General features: G+C 65.7%; 21 protein-coding genes, 1 tRNA gene and 1 pseudogene. 10 read left to right on the forward strand and 13 right to left on the reverse strand.

All coding sequences use genetic code 11. The annotated features are described in order from the left end of the window. Positions 1 to 76: 76 nt before the first annotated feature. Positions 77 to 1,156: a ferrochelatase gene (locus tag R4P47_RS10130; protein WP_317784696.1), complete on the forward strand. Its 1,080-nt coding sequence runs from the start codon at positions 77 to 79 to the stop codon at positions 1,154 to 1,156. A 34-nt stretch (positions 1,157 to 1,190) separates the two neighbouring features. Here R4P47_RS10130 and R4P47_RS10135 read toward each other — a convergent pair whose 3' ends face one another. Next, positions 1,191 to 2,018, reverse strand: coding sequence for a hypothetical protein (locus R4P47_RS10135; RefSeq protein WP_317784697.1), 828 nt, complete (start codon positions 2,016 to 2,018; stop codon positions 1,191 to 1,193). A gap of 76 nt (positions 2,019 to 2,094) precedes the next feature. Here R4P47_RS10135 and R4P47_RS10140 point away from each other — a divergent pair, with 76 nt between their 5' ends. From R4P47_RS10140 to R4P47_RS10150, 3 genes are read left to right on the forward strand one after another with little or no spacing between them, the layout of a single operon-like run. Then, complete coding sequence (locus tag R4P47_RS10140; protein WP_149406020.1) at positions 2,095 to 2,904, forward strand: DUF3097 domain-containing protein; 810 nt, start codon at positions 2,095 to 2,097, stop codon at positions 2,902 to 2,904. A 54-nt stretch (positions 2,905 to 2,958) separates the two neighbouring features. Continuing rightward, positions 2,959 to 3,390, forward strand: a complete 432-nt coding sequence (locus R4P47_RS10145) for an NfeD family protein (protein WP_032378478.1) — start codon at positions 2,959 to 2,961, stop codon at positions 3,388 to 3,390. Positions 3,391 to 3,394: 4 nt separating this feature from the next. Then, positions 3,395 to 4,579 carry an SPFH domain-containing protein gene (locus tag R4P47_RS10150; RefSeq protein WP_068050491.1) on the forward strand — a complete coding sequence of 395 codons (1,185 nt, stop codon included), beginning with the start codon at positions 3,395 to 3,397 and terminating at the stop codon, positions 4,577 to 4,579. A gap of 12 nt (positions 4,580 to 4,591) precedes the next feature. Here R4P47_RS10150 and R4P47_RS10155 read toward each other — a convergent pair whose 3' ends face one another. Genes R4P47_RS10155 through R4P47_RS10165 form a run of 3 tightly spaced genes read right to left on the reverse strand, consistent with a single transcriptional unit; the run spans position 4,592 to position 6,445 of the window. Continuing rightward, positions 4,592 to 5,101 (reverse strand): hypothetical protein, encoded by a 510-nt coding sequence (locus R4P47_RS10155; protein ID WP_149405813.1) that lies wholly within the window; start codon positions 5,099 to 5,101, stop codon positions 4,592 to 4,594. Then, entirely contained in the window at positions 5,098 to 5,697 is a 600-nt protein-coding gene (locus R4P47_RS10160; RefSeq protein ID WP_094641852.1) for a hypothetical protein, read from the reverse strand. Before R4P47_RS10160 ends, R4P47_RS10155 begins: the two co-directional genes overlap by 4 nt. Before the next feature lie 49 nt (positions 5,698 to 5,746). Then, a complete protein-coding gene (locus R4P47_RS10165) occupies positions 5,747 to 6,445 on the reverse strand; it encodes a TVP38/TMEM64 family protein (RefSeq protein ID WP_149405811.1) in 699 nt (232 codons plus the stop codon). 170 nt (positions 6,446 to 6,615) lie between these two features. Here R4P47_RS10165 and mutA point away from each other — a divergent pair, with 170 nt between their 5' ends. The 3 genes from mutA to meaB are packed head-to-tail and all read left to right on the forward strand — an operon-like array spanning position 6,616 to position 11,823. Continuing rightward, positions 6,616 to 8,499 (forward strand): methylmalonyl-CoA mutase small subunit, encoded by a 1,884-nt coding sequence (gene mutA / locus R4P47_RS10170; protein WP_317784698.1) that lies wholly within the window; start codon positions 6,616 to 6,618, stop codon positions 8,497 to 8,499. Position 8,500: 1 nt separating this feature from the next. Then, positions 8,501 to 10,786 carry a methylmalonyl-CoA mutase gene (scpA, locus tag R4P47_RS10175; RefSeq protein ID WP_317784699.1) on the forward strand — a complete coding sequence of 762 codons (2,286 nt, stop codon included), beginning with the start codon at positions 8,501 to 8,503 and terminating at the stop codon, positions 10,784 to 10,786. Between the two features lie 2 nt (positions 10,787 to 10,788). Beyond that, entirely contained in the window at positions 10,789 to 11,823 is a 1,035-nt protein-coding gene (gene meaB / locus R4P47_RS10180) for a methylmalonyl Co-A mutase-associated GTPase MeaB (protein ID WP_317784700.1), read from the forward strand. On the opposite strand, the gene R4P47_RS10185 is transcribed toward meaB, so the two are convergent. Both R4P47_RS10185 and R4P47_RS10190 read right to left on the reverse strand, forming a co-directional pair. Then, positions 11,800 to 12,876 carry a nucleoside hydrolase gene (locus tag R4P47_RS10185; RefSeq protein ID WP_317784701.1) on the reverse strand — a complete coding sequence of 359 codons (1,077 nt, stop codon included), beginning with the start codon at positions 12,874 to 12,876 and terminating at the stop codon, positions 11,800 to 11,802. The genes meaB and R4P47_RS10185 overlap by 24 nt on opposite strands. Next, on the reverse strand, positions 12,873 to 13,343 hold the full coding sequence (locus tag R4P47_RS10190) for an OsmC family protein (protein WP_317784702.1): 471 nt from the start codon (positions 13,341 to 13,343) through the stop codon (positions 12,873 to 12,875). The genes R4P47_RS10185 and R4P47_RS10190 overlap by 4 nt, the downstream gene beginning before the upstream one ends. Positions 13,344 to 13,534: 191 nt before the next feature. Here R4P47_RS10190 and proP point away from each other — a divergent pair. Further along, a pseudogene (gene proP / locus R4P47_RS10195) lies at positions 13,535 to 15,039 on the forward strand (glycine betaine/L-proline transporter ProP). Positions 15,040 to 15,050: 11 nt separating this feature from the next. On the opposite strand, the gene R4P47_RS10200 reads toward proP, so the two are convergent. The 4 genes from R4P47_RS10200 to R4P47_RS10215 form a co-directional block, all read right to left on the reverse strand. Continuing rightward, positions 15,051 to 16,316 carry a saccharopine dehydrogenase family protein gene (locus R4P47_RS10200; RefSeq protein WP_283346920.1) on the reverse strand — a complete coding sequence of 422 codons (1,266 nt, stop codon included), beginning with the start codon at positions 16,314 to 16,316 and terminating at the stop codon, positions 15,051 to 15,053. A 44-nt stretch (positions 16,317 to 16,360) separates the two neighbouring features. Then, positions 16,361 to 17,857: a glutamate-cysteine ligase family protein gene (locus R4P47_RS10205; protein ID WP_317784703.1), complete on the reverse strand. Its 1,497-nt coding sequence runs from the start codon at positions 17,855 to 17,857 to the stop codon at positions 16,361 to 16,363. Positions 17,858 to 17,962: 105 nt separating this feature from the next. Continuing rightward, positions 17,963 to 19,423, reverse strand: a complete 1,461-nt coding sequence (locus R4P47_RS10210; RefSeq protein ID WP_149405804.1) for an SDR family NAD(P)-dependent oxidoreductase — start codon at positions 19,421 to 19,423, stop codon at positions 17,963 to 17,965. 146 nt (positions 19,424 to 19,569) lie between these two features. Next, positions 19,570 to 19,655, reverse strand: a tRNA-Leu gene (locus tag R4P47_RS10215). A 204-nt stretch (positions 19,656 to 19,859) separates the two neighbouring features. On the opposite strand from R4P47_RS10215, the gene R4P47_RS10220 reads away from it, so the two are divergent. Then, positions 19,860 to 21,191, forward strand: coding sequence for a M20/M25/M40 family metallo-hydrolase (locus R4P47_RS10220; protein ID WP_082898618.1), 1,332 nt, complete (start codon positions 19,860 to 19,862; stop codon positions 21,189 to 21,191). Positions 21,192 to 21,207: 16 nt separating this feature from the next. After that, positions 21,208 to 21,735 carry a YbhB/YbcL family Raf kinase inhibitor-like protein gene (locus R4P47_RS10225; protein ID WP_068050809.1) on the forward strand — a complete coding sequence of 176 codons (528 nt, stop codon included), beginning with the start codon at positions 21,208 to 21,210 and terminating at the stop codon, positions 21,733 to 21,735. A gap of 45 nt (positions 21,736 to 21,780) precedes the next feature. Here the strand turns inward: R4P47_RS10225 and R4P47_RS10230 are convergent, their stop codons facing one another. The 3 genes from R4P47_RS10230 to R4P47_RS10240 form a co-directional block, all read right to left on the reverse strand. Further along, the gene (locus R4P47_RS10230; RefSeq protein WP_317784743.1) at positions 21,781 to 22,851 is read right to left on the reverse strand and encodes a quinone-dependent dihydroorotate dehydrogenase; all 1,071 of its coding nucleotides are present in this window, start codon (positions 22,849 to 22,851) and stop codon (positions 21,781 to 21,783) included. Between the two features lie 95 nt (positions 22,852 to 22,946). Further along, a complete protein-coding gene (locus R4P47_RS10235) occupies positions 22,947 to 23,207 on the reverse strand; it encodes a DUF5703 family protein (protein WP_149405803.1) in 261 nt (86 codons plus the stop codon). 22 nt (positions 23,208 to 23,229) lie between these two features. Continuing rightward, positions 23,230 to 24,255: a YncE family protein gene (locus R4P47_RS10240; protein WP_269594125.1), complete on the reverse strand. Its 1,026-nt coding sequence runs from the start codon at positions 24,253 to 24,255 to the stop codon at positions 23,230 to 23,232. Positions 24,256 to 24,345 lie beyond the last annotated feature (90 nt).

Below are 24,345 nucleotides of genomic sequence, written 5' to 3' on the forward strand. Positions count from 1 at the left end.
TTTCGCCCACCTAGAGGTTTCGATCGCCGATCGGACCCCCACCGGGGCCGGTCGGCGACGGGGGCACAATGGACACATGACCACCCCTGGAGACTTCGACGCATTGTTGGTGCTCTCGTTCGGCGGGCCGGAACAGCCCGCCGACGTACGCCCTTTCCTGGAAAACGTCACTCGCGGACGTGGAGTGCCGCCCGAGCGGCTCGACGCGGTCGTCGAGCATTACATGCACTTCGGGGGCGTCTCGCCGATCAACCGGCTCAACCGAGACATCATCGACGCCCTCCGTGTCGAATTCGATTCCGCCGGAGTGGATCTGCCGATCTACTTCGGGAACCGCAACTGGCATCCGATGATCGAGGACACCGTCGCGACCATGAAGTCGGACGGAATCAGGAACGCACTCGTGTTTCCCACCTCCGCGTGGGGCGGATACTCCGGATGCAGGCAGTACCACGAGGACATCGCCCGGGCCCGCGCCGCCGTCGGTGACGATGCGCCGCATCTGCTCAAGATCCGGCAGTACTACGACCACCCGCTGATGGTCGACGCGTTCAGCGACGCCGTCGCATCGGCGCGAGCCACACTGCCCGAGGAGCACCGCGCCGGCGCGCGTCTGGTGTTCACCGCACACTCCATTCCCTCGGCCGCCGACGCCAACGCCGGCCCGCCTGAGGACGGCGGTCACCTCTACAGCCGTCAGGTGGCAGAGGCCTCGAGGCTGGTCGCAGCCGCGTCGGGCGTCGACGACTACGACCTGGTCTGGCAGTCCCGCTCCGGGCCCCCTCAGGTGCCGTGGCTCGACCCCGACATCTGTGATCATCTCGAAGCGCTGTCGGAGAAGTCCGTCGACGCCGTGATCGTGTGTCCGATCGGATTCGTGTCCGACCATCTCGAGGTCGTGTGGGATCTGGACACCGAAGCGGAGGAGAAGGCCCGCGAACTCGGCATGGCCTTCGCGCGCGCAGGCACTCCCGGATCCGACGCGCGTTTCCCACGGATGATCCGCGAGCTGGTGGACGAATACCGAGTAGGCGGCCGATGCCGCGGTCTCGGCAGTGTGCCCGGCTACGGCTCGACACTGGACGGCAGTCGCTGCGCCGTCGGGTGCTGTGAGCAGCCCACCAGGCCCTCCCGGCCCGCCGCTGCCACGTCGTGAACGTTGCCGCCTGACACCGCGTCCGGACGCGGTGTCAGGCGGAATGCATCGCCGCTTCGATGCTCGTCGCGACCGCGATGGTGCGTGCGGTGCGCACCGCAGCCCAGAGCGGTCGAACGAGTTCTTCCCGTGCTGCAGCTGCCGACGCGGTCGGTGCCTCCGACGGAGCCGATCCCGCTGCAACCGTCAGAATGGCGGCCACCCGATCCGCCGATTCGAGGACGCGGAACGCCCTGTCGGACATGTCTGCGGGGTAGCGATGCCGCGCCGCGTCGGCGATCAACTCGGCGATACGAGTGCGCGGATCGGCGTCGAGGGTTCGGGTGGGTAGCGACTGCATCCGTGCGAGAGCGTCGGCCGCACCGCGTACGGCCTCACGCATCTCGTACTCGGCCTCACCCAACCCCCGATCCCGATGACCGTGCTCGGGGACGACGATCGAGTAGACGGTCCAGCGCAACGCATCCGGCCCCTCGACGACGGGTACCAACCCGATCCCGGTGTTGCCCGAGGTACCGATCACCACCGCCTGACCGGTGTTCAGGGCAGCTCGGGAGAAGTCCGTGTTGGCGGGGAGGCCGCTCACCGCGCCCGGGGCGGGCAGAACGAGCTTGATCCGATCGTCCCCGGCCGTGGGCGTCGACGCAGTTGCGGCCGCTCTGATCGCAGGCAGCAAGCCCGCTATTCCCTCGGCGTAGCCGGGGTACTGCAGCCCGAAATCGTTGGCAGCGTCCGGATCACCCGCACCGACGAGATGCATCGGTGCCCACTCGGACATCGCGTCGATGACGTCGTCGGGCGAGCTGGAACCGGCCAGCCAGGAACCGGCCCACAGGGCGAGACTTGCGCTAGAGGAACACACGACTCACGAGCATAGGTCGGCGTGGCGAACCGTGCTGGAGACGCCGGTGTCGCTAGCGTTGGTCGCCGTGAACGACATGTACGGCGGAGACATTCTCAGAGGGCACAGTCGCATGCGCAAGGTTCCGGCACCGGAGGTGTCGGCCGACCGTGGATTGGTCGTCGAAGATGCCGGTACCGGGTACTGCGGTGCCGTGGTCGGCTTCGAGCGCACCTACGACGGAGATTTCGTCCGTCTCGAGGACGGTGCCCGAACGACGCGGCTGTTCGCCCTGCGCGAGGCGGCATTCCTGATCGACGGACGCCGGGTGACTCTGGTGCGTCCGAAGCCCGCCGCTGCAACGCCGCAGCAGACGCGCTCCGCGTCCGGTTCGACCAAAGTCGAGGGGCTGCGGGCACGGACGGCCCGTGCCAGCCGCATCTGGGTCGAGGGCGTGCACGACGCGGCCCTGGTGGAAAGTGTGTGGGGACACGATCTTCGGGTGGAGGGCGTGGTCGTCGAACATCTGGAGGGTCTGGACAATCTGGGGGAGCGGTTGGCCGATTTCGGTCCTGGCCCCGGCCGTCGCGTCGGAGTGCTGGTGGATCATCTGGTGACCGGGTCCAAGGAGTCGAAGCTGACGAGGTCGCTGGGTGAGCACGTGTTGGTCACCGGTCATCCGTTCATCGACGTCTGGGAAGCGGTGAAGCCTGCGGCCGTGGGAATCGCTGCGTGGCCGAAGATTCCGCGCGGCGAGGATTGGAAGACCGGGATCTGCCGAGAGCTGGGGTGGGGTACTCCCAGGGAGGGGTGGCGTCGGGTGTATTCGTCGGTGTCGAGCTTTCGGGATCTCGAGGCACCGTTGATCGGTGCCGTCGAACAATTGGTCGACTTCGTGACCGAGTAGGGCTGTGTCCAGCAACGCACCGGCAATTGTCCGATTCATGATTGTATGGAGGCTGTGGCAGCGATCATTTGGCTCATAGCGGCAGTGGTGCTCGCCGGTGCCGAGGCACTGACGGGCGACTTCTTTCTTCTGATGATTGCCGGCGGTGCGCTCGGCACTGCCGGTGTCTCTGCTCTGACGGATTTCCCGGTGTGGGCCGATGCGATCGTCTTCGGTGTCCTGTCACTGGCGTTGGTGCTCGGGTTGAGGCCGATTCTGTTGCGGCGCTTCGCGAATCCGCCCGATACCCCGATGGGCATGGCGGCGCTCACCGGTAAGAGTGCGGTCGTTCTCGAACAGGTCACTGCCCACGAAGGCCAGATCAAGCTCGGTGGTGAGGTGTGGACGGCTCGTCCTCTCGACGAGACCGAGGTCTATGCCCCTGGCACCACCGTGACCGTGATGGAAATTGACGGCGCTACCGCCGTCGTATGGAAGGGACCGTAGCCAAGTGGAAGCACTCATCGCACTGGCTGTCATCGTCGCGTTCGTTGCGGTGTTGATGGCCAAGTCCATCTCGATCGTCCCGCAAGCCGAGGCCGCCGTCATCGAACGGCTGGGCCGCTACACACGCACCGTGTCCGGACAGCTCACGTTCCTGGTGCCGTTCGTCGACCGCATCCGCGCCAAGGTCGACCTGCGCGAGCGGGTCGTGTCGTTTCCCCCGCAGCCGGTGATCACCAAGGACAACCTGACCGTGTCGATCGACACCGTCGTGTACTTCCAGGTGACGAACCCGCAATCGGCCGTGTACGAGATCAACAACTACATCGTCGGCGTCGAGCAGTTGACGACCACCACACTGCGTAACGTCGTCGGCGGAATGACGCTGGAGGAGACGCTCACCTCGCGTGATTCGATCAACGGTCAACTCCGCGTCGTGCTGGACGAGGCGACCGGCCGCTGGGGTCTGCGAGTGGCCCGAGTGGAGCTCAAGAGCATCGATCCGCCGCCCTCGATCCAGGAATCGATGGAGAAGCAGATGAAGGCCGATCGCGAGAAGCGAGCGACCATCCTCACTGCCGAGGGCCATCGCGAATCGGCGATCAAGACCGCCGAGGGCGACAAGCAGAGTCGGATTCTCGCGGCCGAGGGTGGCAAGCAAGCGTCCATCCTCACCGCCGAGGGTGAGCGGCAGTCCCGCATCCTGCGGGCGCAGGGTGATCGAGCTGCGAAGTATCTCGAGGCCCAGGGCCAGGCCAAGGCCATCGAGAAGGTGTTCGGTGCCATCAAGGCCGGCAAGCCGACCCCCGAGTTGCTCGCGTACCAGTACATGCAGACCCTGCCGCAGATGGCGCAGGGCGATGCGAACAAGGTGTGGATGATTCCGAGCGATTTCGGCGATGCGCTCAAGGGCTTCGCCAAGACCCTCGGTGCGCCCGGCGAGGACGGTGTCTTCCGCTACGAGCCCAACGAGTCGGCGGGCAACGAGCCCAAGCCGGAGGACGACTCCGACGAGGTCGCCGAATGGTTCGAGACCAAGACCGATCCGGCGGTCGCCGAGGCGGTCAAGGCGGCAGAAGCAGTGGCGCGCAAGCCGGTCGACACGTCGCTGGCTGCGTCTCCCGAACTGTCCAAAGGGTTGGACCTCGGTGCCCTGGCGGCGTCACCCGAGGCGGAGCCGGAACAGCGCTGAGGTCCGCCCTGATCAGCTGATCAGGGCAGTTCCGACGCCGGCAGCGGCCAGGGCCCACAGCACGCTGGCGAAGGTGCCGATGATGAACTGTTCGGAGGCATGGGATTCGCGCAGTTCGGGATAGCGCGCGAGTCCCTTGACTGCCAGCACGATGGCGATCCCTTCCGGCCAACCGGCGAGAATCGACACGGCAACGGCCACGCGTTCGAGGATGCCGATGGTCAGTCCACCACGAAGCGGCTCGACCGGATCTTCTCCGGTCGAGTCGCTTCGTCGTCGTGCGACGCGAAAAACGGTGGGCACCATCGCTGTTCCACCCAAGGCCGCAGCGACGACGCTCAGGACCACTCCGATGGCGTGGCCGAGACCGTAGGCCGGTCCGGCGACAGTGGCCAGGACTGCCGCTGCCGCGAGCAGACTCGACGCGGCGGCGGTGGGCAACCATCGGCGAATTCCGGTGCCGGCGGGGACCGTAGCGGCGATTGCGGTCAGTGCAAGCAGCACGAGGGTGGCGACGATCATGACCGATGGCTTTCCGTCGTGTTCGCGGTGTCGAGCAAGCGAGTCGCCAGGGTGCGGCCCGCGTTCTCGACGTGCCAGCCGGCTACCGAGAGTCGTTGCGACATGGCTTGTTTGCTGATCTTCAGTCGTTCGGCCGCGTCGGTCTGCGACAACCCGCGAGCCATGAGTTCGACTGCTTCTCGGCCCTGGTCCGAGCGTCTGCCGACGAGCAGCGCAACCAGGGTCGATGCGGTCTCCGCATCCTCGGCTGCAGCGGCGTCGGGGCCGCTGACGGCGAGTGCAGCCGGTGCGTTCTTGGCTCTGGTCACGGCGTCCCGGGCTGCCTCGAACGCCGGTCCGCGTCCGGCGCGCGTGGTCTCGGGCAGCGGGAGTTCGACGGAGCCGATGCCGATGCCCACGCTCCAGTGCGGGGTGGATACCAGTTCGAGGGCGATCGAGACGACGATGGCGGCCTCCTCGCAGACGGCTTGCACTTCGTCTCCTGCGGTTCGCTCGAAGGGACGGATCAGCTCGTGGTCGCGGTAGCGATCGAGCAGTTCGGGTACGCGATCGATATCGCGCCTACTGCGGCGCTGGTCCACGGTCAGTACGAACATCGGACAAGGCTAGATCGTTGATGTGACCCAGTCAAGCTTCAAGGCTTGATTAGTCAGAATCAAGGTTCCCGGCCTGTCGACTGCCCGCGGGTGTGGGCTCGGGTCGCGAACCGCGCGACAGACGCCAATCCACGACCAGCCCACTGAGGCCGATCGCGATACAGACCGCGGACAGCACCAGCAGCGCCGGATGTGTCTCGCCCCCGATCGCTCCGCCGATCACGACGATTCCGAGAGTGCCCGGCAGCATCCCGACGGCCGTCGCCAGCGCGAACGGGACGGGCCGAACCGCCGACACGCCACACGCGTAGTTCACCACCGAGAACGGCACCGGCGCTATCAGGCGCAGAGAGCCGACGGCCAGCCATCCGCGCCGCCGCAGACTCTCGTCCACCGAATCCAGGACCGAGTGCGACATCCGCGCTGCCACGGCTTCTCGACCTATCGCGCGGACCAACAGCAGAGCCAGAATCGCACTGACCGTCGACGCGCCGATGGTGACCGCCAATCCGGTAAGGGGCCCGAACAGCACTCCTGCGCTGAGCGTGAACAGTGTTCTCGGGACGGGTGCGACGGTCACGATCGCGTGCACGCCGAAGAACACGAGCGGGAATGCCGGGCCGACTGAGACGCCCCAATCGCGAATCTGTTCGACACTCGGATGGGGAGCGAACACCGCCACGAGAGCGAAGACGGCAACAACCGCCAGCAGCGCGATCAGTCGAACGTCACGCAGGTGCCGGGTCACGAGAGACCAGCGTACCGGCGCGAGACGACACCTCGGTGTTTCGGCGAGTGCGAGAGCTGAGCCGTCCTACCGAACGTGAGGTGATCCTCACGATAACCTGCAAGGCGGTGGGGTTAGCATCACTTCAAGTCGGGCGCAGGACTACCCGCCGAACCGAGGGAGCAGCACACGTGTCCATCGCGTCGCACGAAGATGCCGCACGCAGCGCTCATGCGGCCTGGCAGAAGGCAGTGGCCGGTGTCCTGGCCAAATCTCGTCGGGTCGAGGTGGCCGATCTGCCCGCCGACGCCGAACATCTACTCGATTCGACGACGTACGACGGGGTCACCGTGTCCCCGCTGTACACCGCGTTCGACGAGCGCCCGGAAGGTCCACTGCCGGGGCAATTTCCCTACTTGCGGGGCCGCGACCCCCACCGCGACGTCAACGCCGGCTGGAAGGTGTGCACCCGCCACGGCTCGGTCCGCGGCGACGGTGCCGACGACGCGTCGACCCTCAACACGCAGATACTCGATTCCCTCTCCAACGGCACCAGCGCTCTGTGGTTGACGGTCGGCACCGGTGGTGTGGATCCGACTGCGCTCCCGGAGGTTCTCGGTGGAGTGTTTCTCGAGCTCGCACCGCTGACGCTCGATGCGCGCGGGGATGTTCGGGCAGCAGCTGCAGCAGTGTTCGGGGTGCTCGACTCGGCCGATATCGACGATCGCGCCGCAGTCGACATCCGACTCGGCGCGGCCACTCTCACAGCGCCGTTGGGTGGAACCGAGTCGATCGAGATGGACGAGGCACTCGAACTGGTTCGTGAATCGATCGGTCGCACCGAGACAGTTCGTGCGATCACCGTCGACGGCACCGTGTTCCACAATCTCGGAGGCGGCGACGCGCAGGAGCTCGGTGCTGCGATCGCCGCAGGCCTCGAGTACCTCCGGTCCATGACCGATGCCGGTATCGGCATCTCGGATGCCCTGAGACAGATCGAGTTCCGATTCTCCGCCACCGACGACCAGTTCCAGACCATCGCCAAGTTCCGGGCCGCTCGCACGTTGTGGGCGCGCATCGCGCAGGTCTGCGGAGCCCCCGACGCCGGTGACGCTCCTCAGCACGCGGTGACCTCGGAGGCGATGATGTCGCAGCGGGATCCGTGGGTGAACATGCTGCGGACCACGCTGGCGTCGTTCGGAGCGGGAGTCGGCGGTGCCGATTCGGTGACCGTGCTCCCGTTCGATGCGGCACTCGACGGCGGCGCAGCCGGGGTATCGAAGACGTTCGCGGCACGCATCGCCCGGAACACCCAGCTGCTGCTGCTCGAAGAGGCGCATCTCGGACGGGTCCTGGATCCGGGTGCCGGGTCCTGGTACATCGAAGAACTGACCGCTGCGGTCGCCGCGAAGGCTTGGGAGTTCTTCCAGACCATCGAAGCGTCGGGCGGATTCCGTGCCGCTGTCGCCGACGGTTCGCTCGTGGCCGCGATCGAGAAGACCCGCGCCGAACGCGATTCCGACATCGCTCACCGAGTGACCCCGCTGACGGGCGTCAACGAATTTCCCAACCTGGCTGAGGCACCACTGACCCCGGAGCAGACCGAGCCGCAGGATTCGGCAACCGTGTACAGGTACGCCAGGGCTTTCGAAGCTTTGCGGGATCGCTCGGATGCTCATCTGGCTCAGCATGATTCACGGCCGACCGTGCTTCTGGTACCGCTGGGCAGCGTTGCCGAACACAACGTCCGGACGACATTCGCGTCGAATCTGTTGGCGTCGGGCGGGATCGAGGCCGTCAACCCGGGTCCGCTCACCGTCGAGGCTGTTGCCGGAGCAGTGGAGGCGTCCGGAACTCACATAGCGGTGGTCTGCGGAACCGACAAGAGATACGCCGACGAGGCCGCCACTGCCGTGGAGGCACTGCGGGCAGCAGGCGTCACGCAGGTGCTGCTCGCCGGCCCCGAGAAGATCTTCACCGGCGTCGAGGGTGACTCGCGTCCCGATGGATTCCTGACCGCGAAGGTCGACGCCGTCGCCGTGCTGACCGAACTTCTCGACACCCTGGGAGCCTGAGATGAGCGAGCCTGAAGTGAATACCGACGAGCGCAGAATCTCGCACACCATCGGCAGTTTCGCCGAGGTGCCACTGGTCGATCCCGACGAGCCGACTCCGCCGCCGCCGTCGGCCGAGGACGTCGCCGCTCACGTGGAGAAGGGCGCGAAGGCCAACTTCTACACGCCCGAACAGGTGGTGTGGTCCACCCCCGAGGGCATCGACGTCAAGCCGGTGTTCACCGAGGCCGATCGCGCCGCCGCCGAGGCCGAGGGCTACCCGCTGCACAGTTACCCGGGTGCCCCGCCGTTCCTTCGCGGGCCGTATCCCACGATGTACGTCAACCAGCCGTGGACGATTCGTCAGTACGCTGGCTTCTCCACCGCGGCTGAGTCCAACGCGTTCTACCGTCGGAACCTCGCGGCCGGCCAGAAGGGTCTGTCGGTTGCGTTCGACCTGGCCACCCACCGCGGCTACGACTCCGATCACCCGCGAGTGCAGGGTGACGTCGGAATGGCCGGTGTCGCCATCGATTCCATCTACGACATGCGTCAGCTGTTCGACGGCATCGACCTGGGCAGCGTCTCGGTCTCGATGACCATGAACGGTGCGGTGCTGCCGATCCTGGCGCTGTACGTCGCGGCCGCCGAGGAGCAGGGCGTCGGGCCGGAGAAGCTCGCCGGCACCATCCAGAACGACATTCTCAAAGAGTTCATGGTGCGCAACACCTACATCTATCCGCCCAAGCCGTCGATGCGCATCATCTCGGACATCTTCGCGTACACCAGCGAGAAGATGCCCAAGTACAACTCGATCTCCATCTCCGGCTACCACATCCAAGAAGCCGGAGCCACTGCCGATCTCGAACTCGCGTACACCCTCGCGGACGGCGTCGAGTACATCCGGGCCGGTCTGGATGCGGGCATGGACATCGATACGTTCGCGCCGCGACTGTCGTTCTTCTGGGCCATCGGAATGAACTTCTTCATGGAGGTCGCCAAGCTTCGGGCCGGGCGTCTGCTGTGGGCCGAACTCGTCCAGCAGTTCGAGCCCAAGAGCGCCAAATCCCGCTCGCTGCGCACTCATTCGCAGACGTCGGGTTGGTCGTTGACGGCACAGGACGTGTTCAACAACGTCGCCCGCACCTGCGTGGAGGCGATGGCCGCAACCCAGGGACACACCCAATCGCTGCACACCAACGCCCTCGACGAGGCTCTCGCCCTGCCGACGGACTTCTCGGCGCGGATCGCCCGCAACACCCAGCTGCTCATCGCTCAGGAGTCCAACACCGTTCGCCCGATCGATCCGTGGGGCGGCTCGCACTACGTCGAGTGGCTCACTCATCAGCTCGCGAATCGGGCCCGGGCACACATCGCCGAGGTCGAGGAAGCGGGCGGCATGGCTCAGGCCATCGGCGAGGGCATTCCCAAGCTACGCATCGAGGAGGCGGCGGCCCGCACCCAGGCGCGTATCGACTCCGGCCGTCAGCCCCTGGTGGGCGTCAACAAGTACGTGCCCGACGAGCCCGACACCATCGAGGTGCTCAAGGTCGAGAACTCCAAGGTTCGACGTGAGCAGATCGAGAAGCTCGAGCGGCTGCGGGCCGAGCGGGACACCGCCGAGGTCGAAGCCGCTCTGGCGAACCTGACCAGAGCTGCGGCGTCGGATCAGCCGGGTATGGAGAACAATCTGCTGGCCCTCGCCATCGACGCGGCACGCAAGATGGCCACCGTCGGCGAGATCTCCGACGCGCTCGAGAAGGTCTACGGGCGCCACCAGGCCGAAATCCGGACAATCAGTGGTGTGTACCGCGACGAGGCAGGCAAATCCGAGAACATCACCCGCGCCACGACGCTGGTCGAGCAGTTCGCCGAGGACGAGGGCCGTCGGCCTCGCGTCCTGGTGTGCAAGATGGGTCAGGACGGACACGACCGCGGTCAGAAGGTGATCGCCACGGCGTTCGCGGACATCGGCTTCGACGTGGACGTCGGCCCGCTGTTTCAGACCCCCGAGGAAGTGGCCCGCCAGGCCGCCGACAACGACGTTCACGTCGTCGGAGTGTCGTCACTGGCGGCAGGCCACCTGACGCTGGTGCCCGCCCTGCGGCAGGCCTTGGCCGACGTCGGGCGCGAGGACATCATGATCGTCGTCGGTGGCGTCATCCCGCCCGGCGATTTCGACGAGCTGTACGCCGCGGGCGCCGCGGCGATCTTCCCTCCGGGCACCGTCATCGCCGACGCAGCGATCGGCCTGGTGGAGAAGCTGTCCGTTGCGCTCGGGCACGCACCACGCGAGGCCAACGCCTGAGCATGGGTTCTCCGAACGACAACACGAGTTCCTCGACCGGTGCAGCGTCGCCGAGAGGCCGAACCATCGACATCGATGCGGTGGCCGACGCTGTCCGAGCGAACGAGCGATCCGGTTTGGCGCGTGCTATCACCTTGGTCGAGTCGACCCGATCGGATCATCGAGACCTGGCTCAGCAGTTGCTGCTGCGGGTTCTGCCCGATGCCGGTGGCTCCCATCGAGTCGGCATCACCGGCGTGCCGGGGGTCGGCAAATCGACCTTCATCGACGCGCTCGGAATGCGGTTGATCGAGAAGGGGCACCGAGTCGCGGTGCTGGCCGTCGATCCGTCGTCGACGCGGACCGGTGGTTCCATCCTGGGTGACAAGACCCGGATGTCGCGTCTCGCCGTGCAGGAGAACGCATACATTCGGCCGTCTCCGACGTCGGGAACCCTGGGCGGGGTCGCACGTGCGACGCGAGAGACGATCGTGCTCCTCGAAGCGGCAGGTTTCGACGTCATTCTGGTGGAGACGGTGGGCGTCGGGCAGTCCGAGGTGACGGTCGCGAACATGGTCGACTGCTTCACGTTCCTGACGCTCGCGCGCACCGGAGATCAGTTGCAGGGCATCAAGAAGGGCGTTCTCGAACTCGCCGATCTGGTGGCCGTCAACAAGGCCGACGGCAAGCACGCGACCGACGCGAAGAACGCGGCGCGGGAACTGGCGGGCGCGCTGCGGCTGATCTATCCGCACGACGCGATCTGGAAGCCCCCGGTGTTGACGATGAGTGCCATCGAGGGCACCGGACTCGACGAGTACTGGGACACCGTGCTGCGTCATCAGCAAGTACTCAGTGACGCAGGCGAATTCGCCGAGAAGCGTCGCAAGCAGCAGGTCGATTGGACGTGGACGATGGTCAACGACCAACTGCTACGAAGGCTGGCGCAGAATCCCTCCGTCAAGGCGATACGCCGCGACGTCGAGGCCCGGGTGCGAGACGGTTCGCTGACCGCCGCGTTGGCCGCGCAGGAACTACTCGACGCCTTCGATTCCTGAATCTCCTCCGCCCGCCGATACCGCGGGGTAGAGCCGGGCGGCGAGCGCTCCGACCCGTTCGATCAAGCGGTCGAAGAATGCCTCCGGGTCCGTACGAGTCGCGATCGCGGCATTCGGTTCTCGACCCCACATCCCGCGCCAGTCGGCCACTGTCGTTCCCCGTGTGAGGGTTCCGACGAGTTCGACGTCGACGGTCGCGTGCCGGTAGGTGGCGATGTCCGCGTCCAGCGCGACAGCGGCCGCAAACGGATCGTGCATGTGCGCCAGGAAGCCTTGATCGTGATCGCGATGGAATTCCAGGTAGAACCGCACCGCGTCGGAGAAGTGCCGCACGATCGGGTTCGACGCGATCGATCGGACACCCGGAGCATCGCTCGACGAGATCGATTCGGCCGGAACGCTTCCGGCGCGTTCGGCAAGACGCCGGATGTGTTCGGGGGTCATTTCGACGGTCTCGGTGATGTCGAGCGCGCAGACGATGGGATGGCGTTCCGGCGGTAGTCCGGAGAAGGCCGCGAACACTTCTGCGGCGGCCTCGGGGTCGACGGCGATGTTCCACTCGCTGGTCGGCGTCGTGTTGCCCTGGTGCTGAAATGCGCCGCCCATCAACACCAGGCGCTTCAGCAGTCGAGGTAGCTCGGGATCCCGACGGATCGCCAGCGCGAGATTGGTCAGCGGACCGGTGACCAATCCGGTGATCTCGCCCGGCCGCGAACGAACCAGCTCGATCCACATCGTGGTGGCGTCCCGGTCGGACAGCGGCCGCGTCGACACCGGAAGCTCCGCGTACCCGATGCCCTGCGGGCCGTGGGTGTCCTCGGTGGTCATCAGCGGTGCCACGAGGGGTACCTGTGCGCCGAGCGAGACCTCGACATCGCCGGCCCGGCACAGGTCGAGCCAGGCGAGATTGTTCGCGGCAACCTGGTTCACCGGCACATTGCCCGCGGTGGATGCGATGCCAAGGATCTCGGCATCCTCACTGGCGAGCAAGTAGAGCAACGCGAGAGAATCGTCGATTCCGGTGTCCACGTCGACGATCAAGGGGACGGTCACGACGCCACCTCCGTCGTCGGGGTGTGCCGCACCGGGAAGTTGACCGATCGCGCGATGAAGCACTTCGACGACGCCGATGCGTGCAGTTTCTCGGCGCGCGGCACCATCGACGGGTCCACGACGGTCACGACCGGAGCAAGGGTGACCTCGACGAACTGACCCGAACCGTCGGATAGCTCGGTCATCACTCCGGTGGGGGAGTCGGTGTAGTCGGTGACGACCACTCCCGATGCCGCTGCCAGCCCGAGGTACCACAGCATGTGGCAACTGGACAGCGAGGCGACGAGCATCTCCTCGGGATTCCAGCGTTCGGGGTTGCCGCGAAAGCTCGGATCGGAGCTCGCGTGGAGGTCGGGCTTGCCGGGTGCCGAGACGATGTGATCGCGGTCGTAGGCGGCGGCACCGGTGGTACCGACGCCGCGGTTGCCCGTCCAGTTCACCGTGAGTCCGTAGTTGTGGTTCGGCACGGGTCCATCCTGCCAGCTGTGCGTCGATCGGTGTCGTTGCCCCGCGACGGTCTCTGTCCGGATTGGCCGAATTGCTCCAATTGTCAACGTGGTGTGGCACATTCGACGTCCTGCCGTTCACCTGGAGGAACATCGGTAGACCGAGTTCGGTCGTTTGAAATCACATCGTTTGTCTGGCTAACGTTGCTGGAATGACCGTAGCCCGAGAGCCTGAGACAACCCCGCAGCACACGCGGTGGGGACATCGACACGTCCAGCTTCTTCGACGCGACGCGTTCACGAACCGAATGCGCAGGAAGCCGGCGCTCTCGCAGGAGAGCATCACCGTCGTCGATCAGCCGATGCTCAAGCGTGCGGTGTCGGCAGCTGCTCTCGGCAACACGATGGAGTGGTTCGACTTCGGTGTGTACGGCTACCTGGCCGCGACATTGGGCAAGGTGTTCTACCCCGACGCCACGCCCGCAGTGCAGCTCATCTCGACATTCGCCACGTTCGCGGCAGCGTTCGTCGTCCGTCCACTCGGAGGCCTGTTCTTCGGACCACTGGGGGACCGAATCGGGCGGCAGAAGGTACTCGCCGCGACGATGATCATGATGGCGATCGGCACGCTGGCCGTCGGACTCATCCCCAGTTACGCGACCATCGGGATCTGGGCACCGATTCTTCTACTCGTCGCGCGCCTGGTCCAAGGCTTTTCCACCGGCGGCGAGTACGGCGGTGCCACGACGTTCATCGCCGAGTACTCCCCGGACAAGCGTCGTGGTTTTCTCGGTATTGGCTCGACTTCGGCACTTTCGTCGGTTATGCCATGGGCTCGGGCCTGGTGACGATCCTCAACGCGGTGTTGGGTGACGCCACGATGGTCGAATGGGGCTGGCGCATACCGTTCTTCGTCGCAGGACCGATGGGTCTGATCGGGCTGTACCTGCGGCTCAAGCTGGAAGACACCCCTGCGTTCCGCAAACAACTCGACGAACACGACAGCAAGGTCAAGGCGCAGGAGAGCGGTCGGAGGTCGATCGGAAAGATCTTCACCGACCATTGGCGGGCTCTGTTGATCTGCATGGGAATCGTGTTGCTGTACAACGTGACCAACTACATGGTGACGTCGTACCTACCCACGTACTTCACCGAAGTCGTCGGCCGCAGTCAGCTCAGTGCGGACTTGCTCGTCCTGTCGGCGATGGTCGTCGTGGTGAGCGTCATCGTGGGTGTTGGCAGGCTCACCGACCGAATCGGCCGCAAACCGGTGTTCGTCTTCGGTGCCGTCGGGCAGATCGTTCTCGCCGTACCCTGCTTCTTGTTGCTGCGCAGCAGCGGATGGCTGGGGCCGCTGATCGCATGCTTGCTGTTGGGCCTCGTTCTGGCCTGTTTCGCGGCGCCGAGCGCGTCGACGCTACCGGCCCTGTTTCCCACCCGGATTCGCTATGCGGCGCTGTCGATCGGGTTCAATCTGTCGGTGTCGATCTTCGGTGGTACGACGCCACTGGTCACCTCTGCGTTGGTCAGCGCAACGGGTAGCCCGATGATCCCTGCGTACTACCTCGTCGTGAGCGGTGTTCTCGGCCTCGTCGCCGTCGGATTTCTGCGCGAGTCGGCCACCCAACCGTTGGAAGGTTCACCGCCACAGGTCGACTCGACCGAGGAAGCCGAGGAGCTCTACTCCGAGCTGTCCTCGGCCTCCGCGCGGTCGTAGTTCGCCGTCGATCAGTTCCGCTTGGCCCAGATCTCCATTCCGGCAGCATTGAGACGATCGACGAGAACGTCGCCGATCGCAGTGGCGGGAGTGAGAACTCCTGCGGCCTTCGGCAAGGCGTCGCCGCCGTACACGAGTGCGAGTGCCGACTCCGCCAGCATGACCGCGGTGGCCTTGTAGCCGGGGTCTCCCGAGGCCTTGACCCGAGCCCGGTAGCGAGCCCCCGACGTGGTGAGGGTGTACAGGTCGACCGTGAAATGTCCCTTCTCACGGGCCTTTTCACTGGGGCCGGTGCCCGGCTTGGGCAGAATGCGGTCGAGCACCTTGGCCGGAAGCACAGTCATCGCAGACACGCCGACGAACAGCCCGGCAGACAGAGCACCGGCGAGGACAGGGCTGGCGAACGACGAGCCAACGCTCATCACCTCGCTGTAGCGAAACTGCTTGCCGTAGGCCCAGTCGCGAAGTGCATTGGTGCGCCGAACGACTCGTGTGTTGTACGAGGCCATCACGAAGGGAGCTTTCCAGCCACGCAGGCTCGGGTCGATCTTCTTGCCGTCGATCAGCACGGTGTCGAGTTGGCGACCGAGTTGCGGCTCGAGGCCGCGATCGGGACTGAGTGAGTACGGCCGCGCGGCGATGCGTCGGGCCCGCTTGTCCTTCTTCATCGCCTCGATCTGCCCGCGCAGCGAGTCGATGGTGCCGCCGCTGACCCCACCGGACATCGACGTCACCACCAGGGTCGTGTCGGTCAGCTCACCGGCGTTGTCTGCGGTGACGGCCTCGTACAGCGCGTGTACGCCGATGTCGGACGGGATGGAATCGAAGCCGCACGAGTGAACGATCCGGGCCCCGGTGCGCTGAGCGATCTCGTGGTTGGCATCGATGCTCTCGCGAGCGAACAGGACCTCGCCGGTGAGGTCGACGTAATCCGTCCCGGCCTCGGCGCACGCCGTTGCCAATTCCAAGCCGTACTTGGCGTAGGGACCGACCGTGGTGATGACGACTCGGGTCGATCGGGCCATGGCCTCGAGCGATGCGAGGTCGGTGGCGTCGGCCTCGAGAACGGACCACTGCTGAGCCCTGGAGCCCAGTTCCTTCCTGGCGGCCTCCACCCGCGCCGTCGAGCGCCCTGCGAGGGCGATCCGGGTGTCTGCCGGTGCATGCTCGGCGAGGTACTTCGCCGTCAATTTCCCGACGAAGCCGGTGACGCCGTAGACGACGATGTCGTGAGTGCGATCGGGGCCGATGGTCGAGTCGGATGCAGGCGAATTCATACCAGCGACACTAACGCGGGTCACCCCGGCGAGTCGACGCGCCGTCAGTTCGTCCAGGTATGCACGGGTTCTCCGGCATTCATGAGCGTGACGTAATCACCGAGCATTCCTGCGAGCGCGCGATCGCGCTTCTCACCGGCGCGTTCACGGGCGACGACGGCGTTGCGCTGCCACACCGAGCCGGACTGCTTGGCCAGGCACCGCGCTTCGATCACCCCGAGATAGCGGTCGCGGACCGTCGCGTCCACACCGTAGGCGGCCAACCCGGCGTCGGCCAGTGGCAGCAGCCGCCGCAACACCAGTTCCTGTGGACTCACCCAGCCCACCTCGGGCCAGTAGAGCATCGAATCGAACCCGCCGCGGGCGGCGGAGTGCACGTTCTCCTCGGCGGCGTCGAACGACATCTGCGACCACAGTGGGCGGTCTGCATCGGCCAGCGCGCGGACGGTTCCGTAGTAGAACGCCGCGTCCGCGAGAGTGTCGACCACCGACGGTCCGGCCGGCAGAACGCGATTCTCGAGCCGGATGTGGTGGCCGTCGCCGGACCGGTCGTAGATCGGCCGATTCCACCGGTAGACGGTTCCGTTGTGCATGCGCAGTTCGGACAGCGACGGTGTCTTGCCCTCGGCCAGCGCAGCCTTGGGATCCTCCTCGCTGCAGACGGGCAGCAACGCAGGGAAGTAGCGCGAATTCTCCTCGAACAGATCGAAGATCGACGTGATCCACCGTTCGCCGAACCACACCCGCGGTCGGACTCCCTGATTCTTGAGCTCCTGTGGCCTGGTGTCGGTGGCCTGCTCGAACAGCGGAATACGGGTCTCGTGCCACAGTGCGCGACCGGCGAAGAACGGCGAGTTGGCGGCGAGTGCCACCTGTACGCCCGAAAGAGCTTGCGCGGCATTCCAATACGACGCGAACTCGTCCGGGGCCACCTGCAGGTGCAGCTGAACCGAGGTGCAGGCCGCCTCGGGGAGGATCGTGTCGGTCACGATGTCGAGGTCCTCGGCGGTAGCGGCACCGGGCAGCCGAACTCCGCCGATCTTCAATTCGATGTCCTCGCCGCGCGCGGCGAAGATCTGTTGATTGAGGAGGTCGTAGCGCGGATTCGCCGAGAGCCACCGATGCTCGAAGTGCTCCTCGTCCAGAGTCGGGAGCATGCCGATCATGGCGAGACGACTACCCGAGGTGCGGGCGCGTTCGTCCGCTGCATTCAGCGATCTGCGCAGGTCCGTCTCCAACTCGGCGATCGAGGCACCGCGCAGTGGCCGAGGGTCGACGTTGATCTCGATGTTGAACTGGCCGAGCTCGGTTTGATAGTCGGGATCGGCGATGGCGTCGAGCACCGCCGCGTTGGCCATCGACGGCTCCATGTCGTCGTCGACGAGATTGAGCTCGATCTCCATGCCGATCTGCGGTTCACCGACGTGGAAGGTCTCGTCGGCCAACATGATCGCCAGGGCATCGAGACAGTCCTGTACCTTCTGGCGAAACTCGTGCCGGTCCTGCCTGGTGAACTTACGGCGCTCGACGTCCTCGCCCATGGTGCCCGCCTATCGGTGCGTGAAGAAGGGCCGTTCGCTCGCGCGCAACGACTTCGGCTTACGAGTATCGCAGCCCACGTTCGCCGACGGGCACGCACGCGAAAATCACCAGGGTGACGGCTGGTAGTCCTTGAGGAACGAGCCGTACAGATCGACTCCGAGTTCGCCCTGCACGATCGGGTCGTACACCCGGGCGGCACCGTCGACCAGGTCGAGTGGAGCGTGGAAACCTTCGTCGGCGAGCCGCATCTTGGTGGGGTGTGGCCGTTCGTCGGTGATCCAGCCGGTGTCGACGGCCGTCATCAGGATTCCGCTCTCGAGCATCTCCTTCGCGCTGGTGCGCGTCAGCATGTTCAGCGCGGCCTTGGCCATGTTGGTGTGGGGGTGGCCCGGCCCCTTGTACGCGCGGCCGAACTGGCCTTCCATGGCCGAGACGTTCACCACGTACTTGCGCCGCGCGTCCGAGGCCTCCATCGCGGTGCGTAGCCGCGAGACCAGGATGAACGGTGCGACGGAGTTGCAGAGCTGCACCTCGAGCAGTTCCACCGGGTCGACCTGCTCGACGGTGTGGATCCAGCTGTTGGTCTCGGCGAGATCGGGTACCAGGCCGCCGGCATCGATGGCGAGTCCGCTCTCGATCCTCTCGGCCGTGACCGAGCCGGCGACCATGGCGAGCGAGGCCACGTCGTCCGCGCTCAGGGCAGCAGTCGATCGGCCGCCGATCGCGGTGGCGGGCAACGAGCTCGCCAGTGACGCGGGGTGCGCATCACTGGTCTTGCCGAACGTGATCCGCTCCGGTCCTGCGCCCTCGGTCAGGGCTGCGGGCAGTGGTTCGGCCTCCGCATCGGCCAGTGCGCTGTAGGAACCGGGGGAGCGTTTGACGGTCTGTGCGGCGTTGTTGATCAGGATGTCCAGAGGTCCCTCGGCCGCGACCGAATCGGCAAGCGCCACAACCTGAGCCGGATCGCGAAGATCGATGCCGACGACGCGCAGACGGTGCAGCCACTGGTCACTGTCGTCCATCGCGGCGAAGCGACGCACGGCGTCGTTGGGAAAGCGAGTGGTGATCGTGGTGTGTGCACCGTCGCGCAGCAGTCGAAGTGCGATGTACATCCCGATCTTCGCCCGACCACCGGTCAGCAACGCCCGCCGGCCGGACAGATCGGTTCGCGCGTTGCGCTTGCCTCGATTGAGCGTCGCGCACTCCGGGCACAGCTGGTGATAGAACGAGTCGACGTGGGTGTAGCGCTGCTTGCAGATGTAGCAGGGACGAGCCTTGATCAACGTGCCTGCGATGTCTCCCTCGGCGCGGGAGGTCAGGGACAGTCCTGCGGTCTCGTCGTCGATTCGGTCCGGGGATCCGGTTGCGGTGGCGGCGACGACGGCACGGTCGGCCGCGTTGACGGCGTTGCGCGCCGCGACGCGTCGAGCACGCTTGAGATCTTTGAACATGGCACCGGATGCGCGCTGCACAGCGATCGAATCCGGATGGTTCTTGTCCAGCTCTGCGGCCTGCTTCAGCACGCGCAGGCACGTCTCGAGATCGGTCGGGTCGATCGCGTCCATCGTCGGTCTCCTAGCATCGGCCCCTTCGAGCCGAACGAAAGCGAGTGCAGAACGAAAAAGACCCCGATTCCGAAGAATCAGGGTCAGTTTCGTCTGTCTCAACTCAGATCTGTGAAAATCTTTGTCTGACTACATCTTTCAGACGGTGTCCGAGGGGGGACTTGAACCCCCACGTCCGTTAATAGGACACTAGCACCTCAAGCTAGCGCGTCTGCCATTCCGCCACTCGGACAAGTGCGACCTCTGCCGCATATTCTTTTGTTGCTTTCACAGCCGGCCGCTGTGTGCTGCGTAAGATTATCCGACGGGTTCCCGATAACCCAAATCCCCACGTCAGTTCATGCTCGAGGCCGTTTCTCATGGTGCCCGGAGCGGATTCTGGTGGTAGGAACGACGTGTGCCCAACGATGTGAGCAATCCCGGAAACACAACCGATATCGACGCCACCGTTGCCCTCGACGAAGTCGTGGATCTCGTCAGTTCCCTCATCCGGTTCGATACCTCGAACACGGGGGAGCTCGACACGACCGTCGGCGAGAAGGAATGCGCCGAGTGGGTGGCGAGCAAGCTCGAAGAGGTGGGCTACGAGACGGAGTACGTCGAGTCCGGTGCCCCAGGTCGAGGCAACGTGTTCGCGTGGCTGCGCGGAGCGGACTCCTCTCGCGGCGCGCTGCTGGTCCACGGACACCTGGATGTCGTACCGGCCGAACCCGCCGACTGGAGCGTGCATCCGTTCTCCGGGGCCGTCGAGGACGGTTACGTGTGGGGCCGAGGCGCGGTGGACATGAAGGACATGGTCGGCATGGCTCTCGCGCTGGCCCGCCAGTTCAAGTCCAACGGAACCGTCCCACCCCGCGACATCCTGTTCGCGTTCCTGGCGGACGAGGAGGCGGGCGGTAAGTACGGATCGCACTGGTTGGTCGACAACCGACCCGATCTGTTCGAGGGCGTCACCGAGGCGGTCGGCGAGGTCGGCGGGTTCTCGCTCACCGTCGCTCGTCCGGACGGCACCGAGAAGCGGCTCTACATGGTCGAGACGGCGGAGAAGAGCCTGGCGTGGATGCGGCTGACGGCCAAGGCCCGCGCCGGACACGGATCCTTCCTGCACGACGACAACGCCGTGACGTACCTCGCCGAGGCAGTGGCCAAACTGGGCAATCACACGTTTCCGCTGGTGCTCACCGAATCGGTCTCGCAATTTCTGCAGGCTGTCTCGGAGGAATCGGGTCTCGATTTCGACCCGACGTCACCGGACATCGACGGCACCCTGCTCAAACTCGGCAGCATCGCCCGCATCGTCGGAGCGACCCTTCGCGACACCGCGAACCCGACGATGCTCTCGGCCGGCTACAAGGCGAACGTGATTCCGCAGACGGCGACGGCAGTGGTGGACTGCCGAGTGCTGCCGGGGCGGCAGGCGGCCTTCGAGAAGGAGGTCGACGAGTTGATCGGCCCGAACGTCGAACGCGAATGGATCACGAAACTCGAACCGTACGAGACCACGTTCGACGGCGATCTCGTCGACGCGATGAACGACGCAGTCCTGGCACACGACCCGAACGGTCGAACCGTTCCCTACATGCTGTCCGGCGGAACCGACGCAAAAGCGTTCGCGCGCATCGGAATTCGCTGCTTCGGCTTCGCTCCGCTGAAGTTGCCACCGGAACTGGATTTCGCGGCGTTGTTTCACGGCATCGACGAACGAGTACCCGTGGAATCGTTGGAGTTCGGTACACAGGTACTCGAACACTTCTTGTTGCACAGCTGATACGAAAGGAACCATCGTGGCGTACAACCCATACGACTCGCTTCCGGACCTACCATCCTTCGAGTTGACGTCCGAGGACGTCGAGGACGGCCAGACATTGGCCGCTCAGCAGGTCAGTGGAATCATGGGAGCCGGTGGGCACGACAACTCTCCGCAGCTGTCCTGGTCCGGATTCCCCGAGGGCACCAAGAGCTTCGCCGTCACCGTCTACGACCCCGACGCGCCGACGGCATCCGGCTTCTGGCACTGGGCAGTGGCGAACATCCCCGTCGAGACGACATCGCTTGTCTCGGGCGCGGGCGACGACGGCGGGACCGGGGTACCGAGCACCGCGGTGACGCTGAAGAACGACGCCGGCCTGTTCCGCTACATCGGTGCTGCTCCACCCGCAGGCCACGGCCCGCACCGCTACTTCATCGTGGTTCACGCGGTGGACGTCGAACGGCTCGAAGTGGACGAGACGGCCACCCCGGCGTACCTCGGCTTCAATCTGTTCTCGCACGCCATCGGTCGTGCGGTCCTCACCGGCATCTACGAGGCCTGAGCTCGAACGTCGGGTGTCGGAACACCGGTTCCGACACCCGACGGTTCAGGGCTTGTTCGCCGAGCCCACCGCATCGGTGATCGTGGCGAAGCCGTGTTCCTCGAGCCGAGTGGCCAGTCCCCGGTGAATGTTCTTGATCCACAGCGGGCCACCGTAGATGAACCCGGTGTAACCCTGCACCAGTGACGCGCCCGCGGTGATGCGTTCCCACGCCTGCGCCTCGGTCTCGATTCCGCCGACGGAAATCAGCGTCAGCCGGGTGCCCACTCGGCGGTAGAGACGTCGCAGCACCTCGAGCGAGCGGTCTGCCAGCGGAGCACCGGACAGGCCACCTGCTCCTGCTGTGGCGACCACGTCGGCGTCGGTGCGCAGCCCGGCGCGGGAGATCGTCGTGTTGGTGGCCACGATTCCGTCGAGACCGAGTTCGACGGCCAGATCGGCCACGGCGTCGATGTCCTCGTCGGACAGGTCCGGGGCGATCTTGACCAATACCGGCACCGTCACCACGGACTGAACCGCCTCGAGGATCGGCCGCAGCGATTCGACGGCCTGAAGGTCACGTAGCCCAGGGGTGTTGGGGGAGCTGACGTTGACGACCACGAAGTCCGCCAACGGGCCCAGAAGCCGGGCGCTGGCCGTGTAGTCCGCGGCGGCATCCACCGGCTCCACGATCTTGGTCTTGCCGATGTTGGCACCGATCGGGATACCCGTGCGCCTGGCGCGGACACGCTGGGCGGCGTGCTCGGCACCGTGGTTGTTGAAGCCCATGCGGTTGACGATGGCGCGGTCCTGAGGCAATCGGAACAGGCGCGGCGTCGGATTGCCCGGCTGGCTCTGCGCTGTCACGGTGCCGATCTCGGCGAAACCGAATCCGATCGGCCCCCACGCGTCGATTCCGTCGGCATTCTTGTCGAAGCCGGCCGCGAGGCCGAGCGGAGCCGGGAAGTCGACGCCGAACACCGTCGAGCGCAGTCGTGGATCGTCGACCACGAACGCCTTCTCGGCCAGGTAGCGGAGCGGCGGCACGACGGCGACGACGCGGAGCACCCGAAACGCCAGGTGATGGATCCTCTCCGGTGGCACGAGGAACATCAGGCGCAACAGAACTCGGTACAGGCGGTCTCCCACGGTCTTCTCTCCGGTCGATCTGGCTCGGTCGAACTCATGCGGTGGTGTCAACGATCGTGCGGTCGAACAGTACTGCGACGGGCTCAGATTCCGGGCTCGGGGATGTGATGCGCGGTCTTCTTGCGTTTGAGCAACACACGCCTGCTGCCATCGGTGTACAGCCGAACCCGCGACAGTTCCCAGCCGCCGAACTCCGCCTGAATCGCCAGCCGCATCGAGGCCGTCACCCGGGTCACGTCCGGCGGCAGCCGCAACGGCACGTACTCCCAATCGTCGGACGCAGACACTTCCCATCCGACGGGCATCTTCGCGCGACCGGGTACCGAACTGTCATGCGCGTTCATATGCCTCCTCCGTCTATACGGTTCAACGACCGGCAGCGGGAATGCGCTGCAGTCCGTCGCCGGTGGCCGATCCCACGTACAGGTCGCCGGTGTCGGCGTCGACAGCAACCGAATTCGGCTGCCGCACAGTGGCCAACCGCCCGGCCTCGACCGGAATTCCGGTATCGAGTGTGTACCCGACCACCTCGTTGGAAGCGGGAAGCGTCACCCACACGACACCGGACTGCTCATCGTAGGCGATCGCCCACGGCTGCGACCCGACCGGAAAGCGTTGCCGCATCAGCAGATCGTGCGAGGTGAAGACGAGCAACTCGGTCCCCGTCGAATCGGTGACCAGCAAGCGGCCGAACTCGTCGCTGGTCATCTCCGCGGCACCTTCGCCTGCGCGCAAGGCCACTCCGAGGGTGCCGTCGTCCAGATTCAGGTCGGTCACCGACGTCTGGCGACGATCGAGAACCGAGACCCCGTTCGGTGTACTGGCCAGAGCATCGGCAGAGGTCACGCTGCCGCCGGAGACCGTGGTGGTGACGTCACCGTTCGTGTCGAGCACGCGGACCGCTCCGGTGTCGTCTCCGACAGCTGTCGTGCCGTCGGGTAGGTCTGCTGCGGACAGCGCGTCGCCGTCGACAGGCAGGGCAGTCCGCTGTCCGTCCACCACGGAGATCCTTGCGACGGAACCGTCCATGGGCACCAACACTGTCGAGTCCCGTCCGGCGACGAGTGCTGCTCCCGTGGCGCCCAGATCGACCACCTGGGTCTGCGCTGCGGCACCGTCGCGGGCCAGGGTCACGGTTGTCGATGCGTCGGTCAGCGCCACGAGGGTGCGGGTGACGGGGTCGAACGTGAGGGCGTCCACGGGCGCGAACGCGCTGACGGTTCCGGCGGGGGTGACAGTGGCTTCGGGGGACTCGGCCGGCGGTCGGGGGTCGACGGAGATGTCGTCGGCGTTCTCGTCGTCGCTGGAACACCCGCCGACCGACAGGACTGTGACGACGGCGAGCGCGGACGCGACTGCCGCTCGAACGGACCGAGCCGACGGTGTTCGCATGAGGCCGAACCTACTTCCTCGAGAAGACGCTGCCTGTGGAGGCGTTGCCACATCTGTACCAGCGTGCAGCGACCTCGGCGAAATCGACCG

This window comes from Rhodococcus sp. IEGM 1370, assembly GCF_033142325.1.
Lineage (GTDB): Bacteria > Actinomycetota > Actinomycetes > Mycobacteriales > Mycobacteriaceae > Rhodococcoides.

Bases quoted from the DNA above. Each gene is read 5' to 3' on its own strand.
- R4P47_RS10130 (WP_317784696.1), top strand. From the start codon at position 77: ATGACCACCCCTGGAGACTTCGACGCATTGTTGGTGCTCTCGTTCGGC.
- R4P47_RS10140 (WP_149406020.1), top strand. From the start codon at position 2,095: ATGTACGGCGGAGACATTCTCAGAGGGCACAGTCGCATGCGCAAGGTT.
- R4P47_RS10155 (WP_149405813.1), bottom strand. From the start codon at position 5,101: ATGATCGTCGCCACCCTCGTGCTGCTTGCACTGACCGCAATCGCCGCT.
- R4P47_RS10160 (WP_094641852.1), bottom strand. From the start codon at position 5,697: ATGTTCGTACTGACCGTGGACCAGCGCCGCAGTAGGCGCGATATCGAT.
- scpA (WP_317784699.1), top strand. From the start codon at position 8,501: ATGAGCGAGCCTGAAGTGAATACCGACGAGCGCAGAATCTCGCACACC.
- meaB (WP_317784700.1), top strand. From the start codon at position 10,789: ATGGGTTCTCCGAACGACAACACGAGTTCCTCGACCGGTGCAGCGTCG.
- R4P47_RS10200 (WP_283346920.1), bottom strand. From the start codon at position 16,316: ATGAATTCGCCTGCATCCGACTCGACCATCGGCCCCGATCGCACTCAC.
- R4P47_RS10205 (WP_317784703.1), bottom strand. From the start codon at position 17,857: ATGGGCGAGGACGTCGAGCGCCGTAAGTTCACCAGGCAGGACCGGCAC.
- R4P47_RS10210 (WP_149405804.1), bottom strand. From the start codon at position 19,423: ATGGACGCGATCGACCCGACCGATCTCGAGACGTGCCTGCGCGTGCTG.
- R4P47_RS10235 (WP_149405803.1), bottom strand. From the start codon at position 23,207: ATGAACGCGCATGACAGTTCGGTACCCGGTCGCGCGAAGATGCCCGTC.
- R4P47_RS10240 (WP_269594125.1), bottom strand. From the start codon at position 24,255: ATGCGAACACCGTCGGCTCGGTCCGTTCGAGCGGCAGTCGCGTCCGCG.